Source organism: Methylomarinum vadi, assembly GCF_000733935.1.
GTDB classification, from domain to species: Bacteria; Pseudomonadota; Gammaproteobacteria; order Methylococcales; family Methylomonadaceae; genus Methylomarinum; species Methylomarinum vadi.
Map to the genome: position 1 here is coordinate 139,494 of NZ_JPON01000001.1, position 14,156 is coordinate 153,649.

10 protein-coding genes and 4 pseudogenes are annotated in these 14,156 nt (G+C 47.3%); 9 read left to right on the top strand and 5 right to left on the bottom strand.

The window, feature by feature from the left end:
- The first annotated feature begins 374 nt into the window (after positions 1-374).
- Positions 375-1,046, top strand: coding sequence for a hypothetical protein (locus tag EP25_RS23175; protein ID WP_152555562.1), 672 nt, complete (start codon positions 375-377; stop codon positions 1,044-1,046).
- A gap of 452 nt (positions 1,047-1,498) precedes the next feature.
- Here the strand turns inward: EP25_RS23175 and EP25_RS0100760 are convergent, their stop codons facing one another.
- Positions 1,499-2,596, bottom strand: coding sequence for an IS91 family transposase (locus EP25_RS0100760; RefSeq protein ID WP_036300033.1), 1,098 nt, complete (start codon positions 2,594-2,596; stop codon positions 1,499-1,501).
- A pseudogene (locus tag EP25_RS0100770) lies at positions 2,593-3,500 on the bottom strand (tyrosine-type recombinase/integrase). The gene EP25_RS0100760 and the pseudogene EP25_RS0100770 overlap by 4 nt, the downstream one beginning before the upstream one ends.
- Before the next feature lie 415 nt (positions 3,501-3,915).
- On the opposite strand from EP25_RS0100770, the pseudogene tnpA (EP25_RS21575) reads away from it, so the two are divergent.
- Positions 3,916-4,347: pseudogene (gene tnpA / locus EP25_RS21575) on the top strand (IS200/IS605 family transposase).
- A 424-nt stretch (positions 4,348-4,771) separates the two neighbouring features.
- On the opposite strand, the gene EP25_RS0100785 reads toward tnpA (EP25_RS21575), so the two are convergent.
- Complete coding sequence (locus EP25_RS0100785) at positions 4,772-6,127, bottom strand: lipase family alpha/beta hydrolase (RefSeq protein ID WP_031432153.1); 1,356 nt, start codon at positions 6,125-6,127, stop codon at positions 4,772-4,774.
- 164 nt (positions 6,128-6,291) lie between these two features.
- Between EP25_RS0100785 and EP25_RS0100790 the strand changes: the two genes are divergently transcribed.
- A complete protein-coding gene (locus tag EP25_RS0100790; RefSeq protein ID WP_084190908.1) occupies positions 6,292-7,311 on the top strand; it encodes a PDC sensor domain-containing protein in 1,020 nt (339 codons plus the stop codon).
- Positions 7,312-7,367: 56 nt separating this feature from the next.
- Positions 7,368-7,799 (top strand): annotated as a pseudogene (gene tnpA / locus EP25_RS21580) (IS200/IS605 family transposase).
- A gap of 10 nt (positions 7,800-7,809) precedes the next feature.
- Here tnpA (EP25_RS21580) and EP25_RS24005 read toward each other — a convergent pair.
- Together EP25_RS24005 and EP25_RS0100805 are read right to left on the bottom strand one after the other, a co-directional pair.
- The gene (locus tag EP25_RS24005) at positions 7,810-7,935 is read right to left on the bottom strand and encodes a hypothetical protein (RefSeq protein ID WP_268745407.1); all 126 of its coding nucleotides are present in this window, start codon (positions 7,933-7,935) and stop codon (positions 7,810-7,812) included.
- A 167-nt stretch (positions 7,936-8,102) separates the two neighbouring features.
- Complete coding sequence (locus EP25_RS0100805) at positions 8,103-9,740, bottom strand: IS1182 family transposase (RefSeq protein ID WP_051906307.1); 1,638 nt, start codon at positions 9,738-9,740, stop codon at positions 8,103-8,105.
- Between the two features lie 131 nt (positions 9,741-9,871).
- Here EP25_RS0100805 and EP25_RS0100810 point away from each other — a divergent pair, with 131 nt between their 5' ends.
- The 5 genes and pseudogenes from EP25_RS0100810 (at position 9,872) to EP25_RS0100830 (ending at position 14,041) form a co-directional block, all read left to right on the top strand.
- Positions 9,872-10,603, top strand: a complete 732-nt coding sequence (locus EP25_RS0100810; RefSeq protein WP_031432157.1) for a SpoIIE family protein phosphatase — start codon at positions 9,872-9,874, stop codon at positions 10,601-10,603.
- A gap of 54 nt (positions 10,604-10,657) precedes the next feature.
- The gene (locus EP25_RS0100815) at positions 10,658-11,005 is read left to right on the top strand and encodes an ASCH domain-containing protein (RefSeq protein WP_031432158.1); all 348 of its coding nucleotides are present in this window, start codon (positions 10,658-10,660) and stop codon (positions 11,003-11,005) included.
- Between the two features lie 15 nt (positions 11,006-11,020).
- A pseudogene (locus tag EP25_RS21585) lies at positions 11,021-11,851 on the top strand (DUF5131 family protein).
- Between the two features lie 218 nt (positions 11,852-12,069).
- Positions 12,070-13,350, top strand: a complete 1,281-nt coding sequence (locus tag EP25_RS21590; protein WP_084190909.1) for a mechanosensitive ion channel family protein — start codon at positions 12,070-12,072, stop codon at positions 13,348-13,350.
- Between the two features lie 187 nt (positions 13,351-13,537).
- Positions 13,538-14,041: a zinc ribbon domain-containing protein gene (locus tag EP25_RS0100830; protein WP_268745430.1), complete on the top strand. Its 504-nt coding sequence runs from the start codon at positions 13,538-13,540 to the stop codon at positions 14,039-14,041.
- Positions 14,042-14,156 lie beyond the last annotated feature (115 nt).

The window sequence follows — 14,156 nt, forward strand, 5'->3', positions numbered from 1 at the left end:
CGATTACACGCCCCATTTATATTACAATTTAATGTATCAAGATGATGTTGCTCGTTGAAAAAGTCCCCCTGTGTCGCCAAGTCAACAAAGGTTTTGTCTATAAAAAATGGGGTTACTGAGCGCAAAACCTATTGTTTCGAGTAGCTCAAACTCTATGTTTGGCACAGACATGAGTCCCCTAAATCAAGGTTGAGCAATTTAAACTATTCTCTGGATTATAAGTAGACATGGTGAGGTGAAAGTTGTTAGAGTCAAACCTCAACACCCCCCCCAGACAGCAATGAGTTCGCTATAGTGAATGCTGGCCAGAAAAAGAAAAAGCTTTAAACATGCGCTGTCTTTATTCTTAATGATTAAAAAATGTATTAACTTCTATGAATAGAAACAGAACTCCTGGTCCAGAAGGATTAACAACTCATAGTACAATACCAGATGGAACTCTGTCGCGTGCAGCAACACCTCCACCTGGGCCGCTTGGGGCGCAAAAAGGATCGTCCTCAAAGGAGCAGGCCACTCCAACACCATCGTTTACCACGCCTAATTGTACTGTCGTCTTTGTTACAACAGGTGATACCAGACCCCATCCTTATCCTGAATTTCGTACTTACGATGAATTTCATGAATTTCAAGCATATGACAGGTATGATACAACTCATGTTTACATGCCTCATAGTGCTGGAGAGGCTCAACGCACGCTTGAAAGGTTGACGGCGCAAGGACATCAAATCTGTAGGGTTGTATTTCTAGGCCATGGTAGTCCCGATGGTTTTATATTTCGAGCAGAAGTAGAAGGAGGTAGGATCGTGCCTTATCGGAATGAACGTCGGTCGGTTTATACGGAAAGTGATACTGGATTAACTCGGGCTTTACGAGGAAGGGTGCAATTTCATGCTTGTTTTGTAGGTCAAAATCAAGCGTTAATTCGTAGCATTGGAGATGTAGTGGGTGAGGGAAATGTTGATGCACCTGAAGGAAGATATGTTGGAAGCGTTACTCGCAGACGGGATGCTGAAACAGGTGATACTGAATTTGTTTGGGAAGAATAGTTGTTATGATTTTACCTATCAAGATAATTGTTAATACCTCAAATTAAAGTAGCTTATAAAAGCTTTACCACTTTTAAATCTCCTCGTATGTTTGTCAGTACACATTTTTAGAATGTAAAAAAACTAGAATGGTTATGCCCTAACGAATAAGGTTAGATTGTAATCGCGGAGCGAGCCACAATCTGAACCGTTTGTTGGACAAGCCCGGTATTCGGAGGGAGCGTTATATAAGAAAATAGCTTTTCGAAGGATTGGGGGATGTGTTGGCCCATTTCAAGCGTTGACGTCGATAAACGGGCTGAAATGGGCGTGATGCTGATCATCACACCCGGAATTTCGGATTTTAGCGGCATTTTGCCCTGAATTCAGACCGAACGAAAGCCTCGGTGCTAAAATGCCCGATGATCGGTTTGGGTCAGTGAGAAATGCCGCTTACATAACCGGTTTTGCCTCTACGCTTTGGTCGAATTCAATGCCATGACAGCCGAAGAACCGAGAATGCGCGTTTTGATAATCTGCAGGGTTCCACCACAACATGGGCATTGGAGTTTCGGGCGGGGCCTGAGCCAAGCGATAGCACGATTGGGATTGACGCCGAGCAAGACTTGCAGCAGACGAATCAGCCGTTTGCTGTTGGGGTGCAAAAAGCCGAAGTTGCGAGTCCGCCTAAAGCCTTTGGGCAGAACATGGCGGAGCATCAGCCACAGAAACTTCACGCCGGGTAGTGTTCGAGTCTGCCACTTTTTGGTTTTGCTGTCCTGGTAACGGAAGGTTACTTGGCCATCTCGGCAGGCAATAATGTCCTTTTCCTGGATAACGCCCTTATAGAGATAACGTCCCAGATAAACCAAGGCTTTATCGCCGCGTCCGACCGACTTGACGTCAACGACCCATTGTTGCGGATAGTAGTCAGGCAATGTCAAACCGGCCTGCGAGATCGCTTCAAGCAATTTGGCCCGAAACACTTTGGCCACTGCCTTGTGATTGAACAAATAGCCTTTCCGGCCCTTTTTACCCTGTTTGGTGCGCCACAGTCGTTTATCAGGATCGATGGCGGCCGCCGGCATCACCAAGTGTACATGCGGATGGTAATCCAATCGGCGGGAATGGGTATGCAACACAGCAATAGCACCGGCATTGCCCTGAAGCTGTTGATCGTTGCGGGTGAAGGTGTTGACGGTATCCCAACTACAGCGGATCAGCAGATCATACAACGTACGTTGCTGTTGCCAGGCCAACGGCCTGAGTTCTTTGGGCAAAGTAAACGTCAGCAAAAAATATTCGGCCGGCACCTGCTTCTGCAACTGCCTTTCCAGCCATTGTTGCGATTCGTGCGACTGGCAATGCGGGCAGCTGCGATGGCCGCAGGAATGCGGCACCAAGCGTTGCCGATCGCAATCATCGCATTGCGCCAACATCACAGGGCCTTGCGACGTGCGGCAGTGTTTCATCGCGGCCAGCGCCTGACGCTGACTGGGTGACAAGCGACCCTGGTAAGCGACCAGAAACTCGGCTTCGAAGGTTTGGATGATGGCGGAAAGCAAGATCATTTGACCGCCCCCCAGTCGATGTCGAAGCCATTCATTAAGGCATTAATCAACTGGCCGGTATTTTGATTCGTGCCGTCGGTCAGGTGAGTATAGCGGGCAGTGGTGAGGATACTGTGGTGACCGAGGATTTTCTGCACTTCCAGTAGATCGACGCCCGCTTCAATCAAATGTGTGGCATAGCTATGCCGCAGACAGTGCGGGGTAATCTTTTTTTTAAACCGCAGTCTTGCGCGACTTGGCGCAGAGCCTTTTGCACGCCACCGCGATCCAAAGGGCTCTGCGCGCGCTGCGCGCCCTTCAAACCGCCATGGCGATTGGGAAACAACATGACCGGATGCCGGTGAACTTGCCAGAAGCGGCGTAGCAAATCCAGGGTGGCAGCCGGCAACGGCACCAGTCTATCCTTATTGCCCTTGGCATCTCGGATATGCACGCGTTGGCGACCGGCATCGATATCCCCAACCTCAAGACGCAATCCCTCGCCGAGGCGCAAACCTAGACTGTAGAGCGTGAAAAAGAACACCCGGTAACTGAGAATACGCGTGGACTGGAAGATACACCGCGCCTCGTCGACAGTGACGATATCCGGCAAACGTTGCGCCTTCGGCGGCTTGACCAACTGCGGCGCGACCCAAGGCTTGCGCAGTACATGGGTGTAATAAAACTTGAGACCGTACAGGTCCAACTTGACCGCACTCCAAGAATGCGACTCCAGCAAATCGGTGAAATAATCGGTCAGTTGCTGTTCGGTCAACGCATTGATGTCTTCGTTGAAATACTGGCCGATACGTCGAATCGCACGGGCATAGGCCTCGATCGTCTTGGGCTGCAACCCTTTAAGTTTGAGGTGTTTCAGATGGCTTTGATAGTTTTGCTTGAAATGGGATTCGAATGATGTTGTCATTGTCGCGTAACCTCATGATTCGTCATGGAATAATCCCTCTTAAAAGAGGGCGTGAGATTACATTTTATAAATTACCGGCTACTGCCGCTTTTCTCCGCGTTAGCGGCTTCGTCCAACAATTTTACTAAGCGCCTCTTATCTGTCTCCAGAGTTGTTTTATGCGCCGCTTTTTTTGATTTTATTACCATGAACGCTGCACAGCGGAAGCTTCAACGTACTAAACGAGTGACAAGCATAAGCTGCATATTTTTCAAGGTCACAATGGTAAAATGAGATTTATCTCACATTTTTATCCACAGTCCCCTTATTCACTTTCAAGGTCAAAAGAATCACCCTTAATTATCCATCATAAGGTTTAAACCACCGGCTTTAGCCGGTCAGCTTTAGCTGCGATAATTTGCCCAAGGAGGTGGCGATGGACTATAGATACGGCAGCCATACGGTTTACCAAATTGAGTATCATTTTGTTTGGGTTACGAAGTATCGTTATAAAGTGCTGAAGGATGAAATAGCCGAACGAGTGAGAGACTTGGTGCGGCAGACATGCGAAGCCTTTGAGATACGGATTATCAAAGGTGTCGTGAGCAAAGATCATGTGCACATTTTGGTGAGTGCGCCGCCGACTATGGCCCCAAGCGAAATCATGAGGCGAATCAAGGGACGAACTTCGAGCTATCTGTTCGAAGAGTTCCCGCACTTGAAAAAGCGATATTGGGGTCGACATTTTTGAGCCCGCGGTTATTTTTGCGCCACAGTGGGGCAAATGACTGATGAGATGATAAAGCAATATTTGGAGCATCACTTTGAACCTAATCCAAACGATAATTTCAAGATGGAGCCCGACTAAGACGCGTCGTTTAGTCGACGCGTATCCGGACTTTCAGTCCGTTATTGGAACCCACCCGCTTGAGCGGGTGGTTGTTTAGTAACGCAAGCGATATTCAGCTGGATAAATAAAAAATTATCTAAGTCACTGATTATAAATTTATTTTCACGATTGTGTAAAATTTATACAATTTAACCGAAATTTAACAATTACGAGGGTTGCAGCGTGTCATTCAGAAGTTATTCACAGACTTATCCACAGGGATTGTGAACAACTTCATATTTTTTAATAGGGATAAATACTTAGTTTAAAAACGTAGAATTATCCTTTAAAAGTAAAAATAACTGACCATTGTGGATAGAGCTTCGAATGTCAAAGTAATTGAATGAAACCTGAAGGTACATTGTTATCTGAACTAAATCAGACTTTCTCTTGTCGTGACGAATTATCCTCTTTCCAACAGGATATAAAGAATGTTCTTAATACAGATTGGATCTTTGGTGAGCCCCAGATGGTTGTTCGATAAAAAAATGACGTTTTCCCATTTTAAAGGCGATTTCACCTTTCCGCTCTGCTCGGACGATCCGACCCGCTCATCCAATAAGACACTGGCCCTTGGGACGGTACCATCGCCGGCGCCTTTTTTCACAATCGTTAACTTTTGATCGCCTTTTTTGGCGGTGGCGAGCAGGGGGGTAGCCACGCTATCACCCACAAATAAAAACATTTTCAGGTGTTCGGGAGTTTGTGACGGCGTGTCGAGCGCCATTTGAACAATGCGGGTTGCTTTTAGACATTTTTCCAGATGATCCAAAGCGGTTTCGCGTCTTTTTTGTGGTGTCTCTAATCCAGGCAGTAGCTTAGTTAGCAGATTGTCTTTAGATTTATCAGCCAATCCCCAATTCATCTCTTGCCAGAAATCGACCGATAAAAAGTTTGCCAAACATTCATTCGTATCGCTTCGGCTGAAAGTTTTGTGCCTGAGCCTGGGTAACAACTGATAAACAGCCGGCATAGTGCCCAAAATGACGGGGTCGTAGCCGGGAGTCACAGGATTGCTTGGCAGGCCGACAACCAGTCTCTCAAGAGCGAATAACGAACCTCCATTTGGCGTACCGATGATGACAACGCGTTCGATTTGAGCGCTACCAGCCCAGTTCGATAAAGGTAACGAACCGTCGTCTGGCAATAATTGCTCGCCATAGCGCAAAAAATAGCGGGCGATCAAACCGCCCATCGAATGCGCCACAATGTCGAATTTAACCGGGTTATGATCGCCGCGATACATACGAATAAATCGTGTCACTTGTTGAATAAATTTGCCCAATTCGATGGCGTTTTCATCGATACTTCGGCGCCAGTCATAAGCAAATTCAAACGCGTTGGCCTCGAAGCGACTGTCCTCGATGTAGTCTTCTAATTTATTAAGCGTTCCTCCCATCTGGCCGCTGCCAATACCCATTGCTTCCATCAAACCGGCATAGGCATTAATTTGAATCTGCAAGCCTGCAATACTGCCTGTCACAAATCTCATGCTGCCATCAGATTGCGTAGTACTCTTCAATTGGTGCAGCTTTTTATGTAATTGCATGGGGAGGGCGACTTTGCGCAAATTTTCTTCCGCATTTGGATGAGCAAAGTTTTTTCCAAAATCGCCCCAGACCGAATGAGAATAGTCTTTGTCCACCAGCTTGGAGCCTAAAATTCCGGGAATAACGATGATCGGATTTGAACTGCTGTTTTCGTTTCTGAGTGAGCGTTCGTAATCGAACTCGCTGGTGATTTCTAAAGCTTTAGTCATGATTGGAAATTTACGATAAAGAACGGGAGAAATAAATGCCGGTCAAATTAGCATTTAGTGGAAAGCCTTGTAGAATTGAATAATAAAGTTCAATCGAGTGCTAATCATCTGTACACTCTGGCTTTTATCATGTTTTATAGCTGAATTCAATCGCTTAGGAATTAATGATGAAATTATCAGTTCGCAGGGCAATATTGATCTATACCCTTATTCCGATATCGCTTATTTTTCTTATTTTTGCGGTTGAAAATATTTATCAAACTCACCTGGATGCACGTAAGCGGATTGAAAGTCATATGAGGGATTTGGCTTATTCCTATGCCAATATTTTTAATGGCATTCTTTATCCGATTTCCAGTATTGCAAAATCAACAGCTAATATCCTTCAGATTGATGACAGGCTTCGAGAACCTGAGATTTACAAGTTGTTGAGGCGGCACGTTGAAGACAATCCGATTATTTATGGAGCCTGGGTCGCCTATGCGCCTTATCAATTCGATAAAAATCGACAATTTGTAGGGCCGTATATTTTTCGCGATCCCCAGAGAGGAATCGTGGAAAAAGATTTCGCTACCTATGACTATACCAGCGGGGAATACGATTTTTGGAGCAAACCCGTCGCCGAAGGAAAAGGCGTATGGACGGAGCCGTATTTCGCCAAAGTCGGAAATATCATGATGAGTAGTTTTGCCGTCCCATTCTATCGCGACGGTCAATTACTTGGCGTGGCGGGAATCGACATACCACTGCACAAGGTCAATGAAAATATCGATATCCCAGGTGTAAAGAAACATCAATTGATGGTGTTGAGCTCTCGAGGAAATATCGTACTGTTTCCGCAAGACAAATATATCGGCAATTCAATTTTCAAGGTGATCGAAAACGGTTATGAATTGGCTATGGATCGGCCAATATCGGAACAGGAGTTAAGCAAAGATCACAAAAAAGTCTATTACGATCTGGTCGAATCGATGTTATCCGGTGAAGTGGGAAATGCCGACTTGACCCAAGTGAGCGAACAGTCCGATTTTTGGTACTTTTATGCCCCGATCAAAACGCCCGGTTGGAGTTTCGCCATTCGCGTCAACGAGTCGGAAATATTTAGTCGCCTCTATAATCGCCTTTGGTATTCATTATTTTTCTTCAGCCTGCTTTTAATCTTAATTATCCATCATAAGGTTTAAACCACCGGCTTTAGCCGGTCAGCTTTAGCTGCGATAATTTGCCCAAGGAGGTGGCGATGGACTATAGATACGGCAGCCATACGGTTTACCAAATTGAGTATCATTTTGTTTGGGTTACGAAGTATCGTTATAAAGTGCTGAAGGATGAAATAGCCGAACGAGTGAGAGACTTGGTGCGGCAGACATGCGAAGCCTTTGAGATACGGATTATCAAAGGTGTCGTGAGCAAAGATCATGTGCACATTTTGGTGAGTGCGCCGCCGACTATGGCCCCAAGCGAAATCATGAGGCGAATCAAGGGACGAACTTCGAGCTATCTGTTCGAAGAGTTCCCGCACTTGAAAAAGCGATATTGGGGTCGACATTTTTGAGCCCGCGGTTATTTTTGCGCCACAGTGGGGCAAATGACTGATGAGATGATAAAGCAATATTTGGAGCATCACTTTGAACCTAATCCAAACGATAATTTCAAGATGGAGCCCGACTAAGACGCGTCGTTTAGTCGACGCGTATCCGGACTTTCAGTCCGTTATTGGAACCCACCCGCTTGAGCGGGTGGTTGTTTAGTATCGGGGCGGTTTTTCTGGTTTCGGGAAAATTTTCTAATGCAGTTGCCTGGGTCATAGAGCGTTGCCTCAGAATTGAGCGCATGAATTTTCATGAGGCTCAAAAAGTCGAGAGCAATATCGAAGAGATCAGGCAGCTTTCCAGAACTCTGGACCGCATGTGTTCGGCTTTGAATAGTTATTTCTCCATTAAGGAGGGCGTCGTAAAACCCCAATTTCTTTGATTTACCACTGGAAACCGGCCGTATTTTCCACGGTCGGCGAAGTTGGCAAGTCAGTAGTGTAACTCAGCCAAATGTCGACCATTCGGTCAAACGAGCTCATAAACCGGCTAAGCCAATGATATAAAGCACGAAAAAGAGCTGCCACTAAGGCGCGGCTCAGATTGTAAGCCATGGCGTGCAAGGCGAACTCTACTTTGACACCCGCCAAACCTTTACGGCGAAAGCGATTCAAACCTTGGCGACCGCGTAGCTGACTGAAGACGGGCTCCACCATGGCCTGCCGCTGTCGATAGCGTTGCCGAGGTTCGGGCTGGTCCATTTTCAGGCGCAGGGCTTCTTTTTGTGTATCGCTGTCATAGCGTTTGAGGGTGCGACCACTCTCGCTACGCGTGCATTGGGATTTCAGCGGGCAGTCTGAACAGGCATCGCAGGCGTAGACGGTATAAGCGCGGCCACTTTTACCGCCTTTGCAGGTGTGACGGCGAGTCAAGCGTTGTTGCCCCGGACAGCGATAGGTGTCGTCGTCGGCCTGATAAATAAAGCGGCTTTTGGGGATTTGTTTGTTGGATTGTTTGTTCCAATCGTCTCCTTCACTTTGGCCTTCCGGACAAAGCAATTCGATGTTGTGTTGCTCAGCAGTATCCAAGACGCCATTGCTGAAATAGCCAGCATCGAACAGAGCTGTTTCGACGCCTCCCATGGCTTGGGCGCGATCCAGTAAGCCCGGCACCACCTCGGTTTCGCTGGAAGGATGAACGTCGCAAGCCACGATCACTCGATTGTCGTTCGCCAATACCGACGGTTTATAACTGCTGCGAAAGTCTTTGGAGTTCTTTTGCGGCTGTAATACCGCCTCCGGCTCGTTGCTTTGTACTTGGGTCTTGGCCGGATCTTTGCCTTTGGCGGCTTGTTTTTGCTGGCGAGACTTTAGCTCGGCTTGGGCTTGTTCCAGACCGTTCAAACGCTTAGTCGCAGCCGCATCGTTTGGGTTGGCTTGCGCGGCTTCCTTCGCTTGCGCCAAGGCTTGGTTGAGCGCTTCTTCCTTCATCAATCGAAACCGGGAGGACATGGCTTCGATCACGGTACCGTCGCCCGCCAACGTCGTCGTGCCTGAGCCTGTGACTTTCAAAGTACGACGCGCCAGTTGATCGAAAAATTCGGTCGTCAATGATTCGGCATGCTGATGGACGAAACGGCCAATGACTGAGTGATCCGGCATGATACCGCCACTTAGCCACCAACACCCCACATCGGCTCGAGCTAAACGCTCCAAGTCGCGCAGGCTGCTGATGCCTTGTAACAGGCCGTAGAGAATAATCCCCACCATCGCACGTGGCGCATACGGCGGACGCCCGCCGGGCCGATAACGGGCTTCGAACTCGGCGAAGGATAGCGATTGCAGGAAGGGGCGCAATTTCAACGGGATGGTTAAGCCGGCGTGCTCCAGATGTTCGCCGAGCGGTTTACCGTTGATCGATAAGCCGCGCGGGTCGGGCGCTTCAAAATGGGCCATCGGTTCGCTCGAGATCGATTGAGCGATCAACTCAGGTAACGGTTCAACCTCGCATTCATCGAATAGCGAATATTGCTTGGCGCTATACAATGTCCTGACGGGTCTAATGTTTACTTCGGCTGCCATTGATCTATTTCTAATAGGTTTGGATAGGGTTATTTTACCGTATGTAGCTGGTTGGGGGGCTTTTACGACAGCCTCTTAAGGAGGACGTTCGTATCTCGAAGGCTATTAGGCAGCAGACTTTGCCGTCGAAAATGCGCAATCCTCCCGGATTTAAATTTCTGGTTTGGAGTACGGCCAGTCAAGAAAGCTGCGGCGAGACGTATGATTCCGTCGACTATTGGCGTTCCACCTATTCACACGCCAAGGAGTTATTGGGTCACCATCCCGAGGGAACCGCCTACTTATTACTGGATACCCCCGATAAAGGGGTTGACGGCGCGATTAAAAACACCCATTTACGGGCTATATTCAGTTCTTATGCGAAACTCGGTGTGAATTTGTTGGATACCGTCATTTACATGAACGATTATCTACAATCGGATTTGTCGTTACCGGGACCCGTGCATGCATGGCTTGGCGTTATTGATAATGAAGAGGCCACTTTATCAACGATTAGCCTGGGCTTAATTAAAGTATTGCATTATTCTGCGCAAAATAGGACGGTCTCTGTGTTACAAAACTATCCGTTTGCGTTATCCGTCAAAAAAGAAATGCCCGAGTTGACCTTGCAACATATATCGCTGGGCGTCGGAGATATGCTTTGCATCGTATCTGAAGGAATTTGCGGGGCGATTAATTGCAATAGGGAACAATTCGGAATAGAAAGGCTGAACGATATTATCATTGATAATAGTGCCGAAGAGCCTCAGATCGTAATGAATAAAATGATTCAAACCTTTATCGATTTTACCCAGGAAAGTCCTACGCAAATGGATGCGACAATTATGTTCTTGAAAAGAATGGAGGAGCGGACTAACAATTGATGTTCGCAATCATTGCATTTTTTAACAAAACAGGCTTGTTATTGATTTTGTGATATGCCTAGCCTGAATTTCAAGCCTCAATTTGTCAGTGCGATTGAACAAGGACTGAAACGGCAGACGATACGCAAGCTGCGTAAACGTCCGTTCAAGGCGGGCGATACGTTGTATTTGTTTACCCGGATGCGGACCGCTAATTGCCGCCGAATCGGTCAATTCACCTGCAAACAAGTAAAGGCCATTCGTATCGAGCCTCAGCGAATTTTCATCGAAGACGAACTCTTAACCGATCGGCAGCGTCACGAATTAGCGCTCGCCGACGGGTTTGCCGACAGCGTCGAGATGATGCGTTTTTTCAGTACCCAGCATACACTTCCTTTTATCGGTCAAATAATTTATTGGTAATGATTTCGATGCGGCATGGCTAAAGATACCAAACTGGAATGGATCGATCACACGTTCAATCCCTGGTGGGGTTGTGAAAAGGTTTCTCAGGCCTGTAAAAACTGTTAAGCGGAAACCTGGGCGAAACGGGTCGGTTCTAAGGTCTGGGGCGCCGATGCGGACAGGCGTTTTTTCACCGATCAGCATTGGCGACAACCGCTCAAATGGGATAGGGAGGCGGCGGTATTGGGCATACGCCAACGAGTGTTTTGTGCGTCCATGGCCGATGTGTTCGAAGACCGTCGCGAACTGGACCCCTGGCGATTGCGTCTGGCCGAATTGATTGCCGCCACGCCAAATCTGAATTGGTTGTTGTTGACCAAACGCCACGATAAAATCAACAAGTTGACGCCGTGGCGGACATGGCCTAAGAATGTCTGGTTGGGCATCACCGTGGAAAACCAGCAATGCGCGGAGTTGCGCTTGCCCTCGCTCGCCAAAATTCCGGCTGCCGTGCGCTTTTTATCATGTGAGCCGCTGTTGGGGCCGTTGGATTTGACCGACTGGCTAGGAACGACGATAGACTGGGTCGTTACGGGCGGGGAAAGCGGTCCCAAGGCCAGGCCCAGCCATCCCGACTGGTTTCGTTCCCTCAGAGACCAATGCTTGGAGAAAAACGTGGCGTTTCATTTTCGCAAGTGGGGTCATTGGTCGCCCTATCCGCCGGAAAAACCCGGTCGCAAGAAACAATATCATTTCGTCGATGACGCCGAGCAAACGCGGACGATGTGGGCGGTGGGTATGCATCAATCCGGCCGGGAACTCGATGGTCGGACCTGGGATCAGGCGCCATTCAGGATTCGGTAAAAAATCACTTCTTGGAATGCCCATCGTAGCCATAAAGGGAAATTATTAATAACCAAGCTCTCAGATAGGTGGTTTGTGAATAATTGTTGGCCGAATTAGGAGGATGACTGTATTGTATTGATTAGTCGTCGAGTGCGCGTACGTTCACGATATCAACATTCGAAGTTGCATGATTACGAATGAATGAATCTTAACAATCTTTAAAAGGCGGTGGAATTATGGTTCGATCTAGCTTAAACGGGAGAGTTGTCAAATCCGGGATATTGGTTGTCTTGTTGTTTTTTGGTGTTGCATTCACGTGCATCGCGAAGGTTGATGTTAGAACCAATCCGGCCACGCAGAATAGTATCGGCAAAGAGGAACTGAAAATTCGGTTGGTTCCCTTGCCCAAGGACGATTTGATCCAGGTTGCCGATTACTGGATGAAACTGTTGCAAGAGCACTTGTTGAAGACCAGTGAATTGAAAGTCGAGGCTTCGCAGCTCGAAGGCGGAGAAGCCAAGGATCAATTACTGGAAAACATCAATGAGCAGAATGAAAAAAGAATCAAACTGGTCGACAAGCTTAATTTGGTGCTAACGGAACTGGAAAAAAAAGGCGGAGATATCAGCGCTTATAGAACATACGTGAAGGCTGTCTCGGGGCCGCAAGTGTCTCATAAGGATACCAGTGCGATCGTCTCCGCGCTGACGGGATGGTTGAAATCACCTGAGGGAGGTGTACGCTGGGGCATCAATATCGGTTTAGCTATTGTGACCTTGATTGTGTTCTGGATTCTGGCTGGAATTTTTGCCAGTATCACAGGCCGAGCGGTCAGCGGCATGCGCAATATGTCGGAATTGTTAAAGCAGTTTTTTGTTCATACGGTGCAGAATTTGACCAAGATTATTGGCGCCATTGTTGCCTTGTCGATGTTGGAAATCAATATCGGGCCATTGGTTGCGGCATTGGGGGCCGCCGGCTTCATCATCGGCTTTGCTTTGCAGGGAACATTGAGCAATTTTGCCTCTGGGCTCATGATTTTGATTTATCGACCTTACGATTTGGGCAATGTGGTCAATCTCGCGGGAATTACCGGAACAGTCAATTCCATGACCTTAGTGTCGACTACGCTGAAACTGCCCGATAATCAGGTTGTCGTCATTCCAAATAATTCTATCTGGGGTAGTACCATCACCAATATCACTGGCAGCGATACGCGCCGTGTTGATATGGTATTCGGGATCGGTTACAACGATGACATCGACAAAACCGAAGAGGTATTGGCCGATATTTTACGAAACCATCCTTTGATCCTTGACGACCCCGAGCCGGTGATAAAGGTTCATGAATTGGCCGACTCCTCGGTCAATTTCGTCGTTCGTCCTTGGGTGAAGACCGCGGACTATTTTACCGTTTATTGGGATGTGACGCGCACAGTCAAGCAGCGTTTTGATGAGGCCGGTATTTCCATTCCGTACCCTCAACGGGATGTACACCTATATAATTCGGCATCCTAATTGAATACGACGAAACCAGACAGGATTTCCGCTGGATGGTACGGAAAGGATAATCTACTTTGCCAGGTAGCTATTTGCCAATTCGAGTGGTCATGAAGGGTCTTCCCATGGGCTACTCGGTTACCATTCCTGGACCTGCCTGCTCTAGTCGTTATTCGGACGAATTGTTGGAGGTACAACGAGTTTAATTAAATGTCCTGAATGTAACCATGAAATTTCCGATAAGGCGGTGTCCTGTATTAACTGCGGGAACCCGATTGCCGAAAACGATGTTCAGCATCATCGCCTTGATGCCGCCTGGCAAACCGTTACCAAATCCAGAACGCCGATCAATGTGTTTGCGTTGGCCATGATGTCTTGTGCCTCAATTTTAGGCATCAGCGCTACGGCAATTGATGGTGTTTGTGATTTAACGGCATTTAAATATACCTTGCATATTTTTCTTGCCGTTTCCGGAATGTTTTTTGCTACGATCCTGTTTTGTCGAAAAGGGATGTATCACCCTCAAGATATTGCAAAAGCGAAACAAGAGGGTTGGGAGGAAAGTGGAGAGGACAAGCCAGTTATTGCGGCGGTTCTTATTTGTTTGATGTTGCTTTTTTATGGGCTCTATCAATTGCGCGTGCTTGAAACGCAAGAAAATATATCTTTGAAAAAATTAAAAATCGGCGAGTGCGTGAACCAAGCCTAAATTAAACCATTTCTCATCTGGTCTTCAGGTTGAGATTGTTTTTTTCTTCTCCAATACACAGCGGAATCATAACGTTGAAAACAGTTAATTTGGCCATCCTTGGCCAAATTAACGT

Bases quoted from the DNA above. Each gene is read 5' to 3' on its own strand.
- EP25_RS24005 (WP_268745407.1), bottom strand. From the start codon at position 7,935: ATGACCCAGGCAACTGCATTAGAAAATTTTCCCGAAACCAGAAAAACC.
- EP25_RS21590 (WP_084190909.1), top strand. From the start codon at position 12,070: ATGGTTCGATCTAGCTTAAACGGGAGAGTTGTCAAATCCGGGATATTG.
- EP25_RS0100760 (WP_036300033.1), bottom strand. From the start codon at position 2,596: ATGATCTTGCTTTCCGCCATCATCCAAACCTTCGAAGCCGAGTTTCTG.
- EP25_RS0100815 (WP_031432158.1), top strand. From the start codon at position 10,658: ATGCCTAGCCTGAATTTCAAGCCTCAATTTGTCAGTGCGATTGAACAA.
- EP25_RS0100785 (WP_031432153.1), bottom strand. From the start codon at position 6,127: ATGACTAAAGCTTTAGAAATCACCAGCGAGTTCGATTACGAACGCTCA.
- EP25_RS0100805 (WP_051906307.1), bottom strand. From the start codon at position 9,740: ATGGCAGCCGAAGTAAACATTAGACCCGTCAGGACATTGTATAGCGCC.
- EP25_RS0100810 (WP_031432157.1), top strand. From the start codon at position 9,872: ATGCGCAATCCTCCCGGATTTAAATTTCTGGTTTGGAGTACGGCCAGT.
- EP25_RS23175 (WP_152555562.1), top strand. From the start codon at position 375: ATGAATAGAAACAGAACTCCTGGTCCAGAAGGATTAACAACTCATAGT.
- EP25_RS0100790 (WP_084190908.1), top strand. From the start codon at position 6,292: ATGATGAAATTATCAGTTCGCAGGGCAATATTGATCTATACCCTTATT.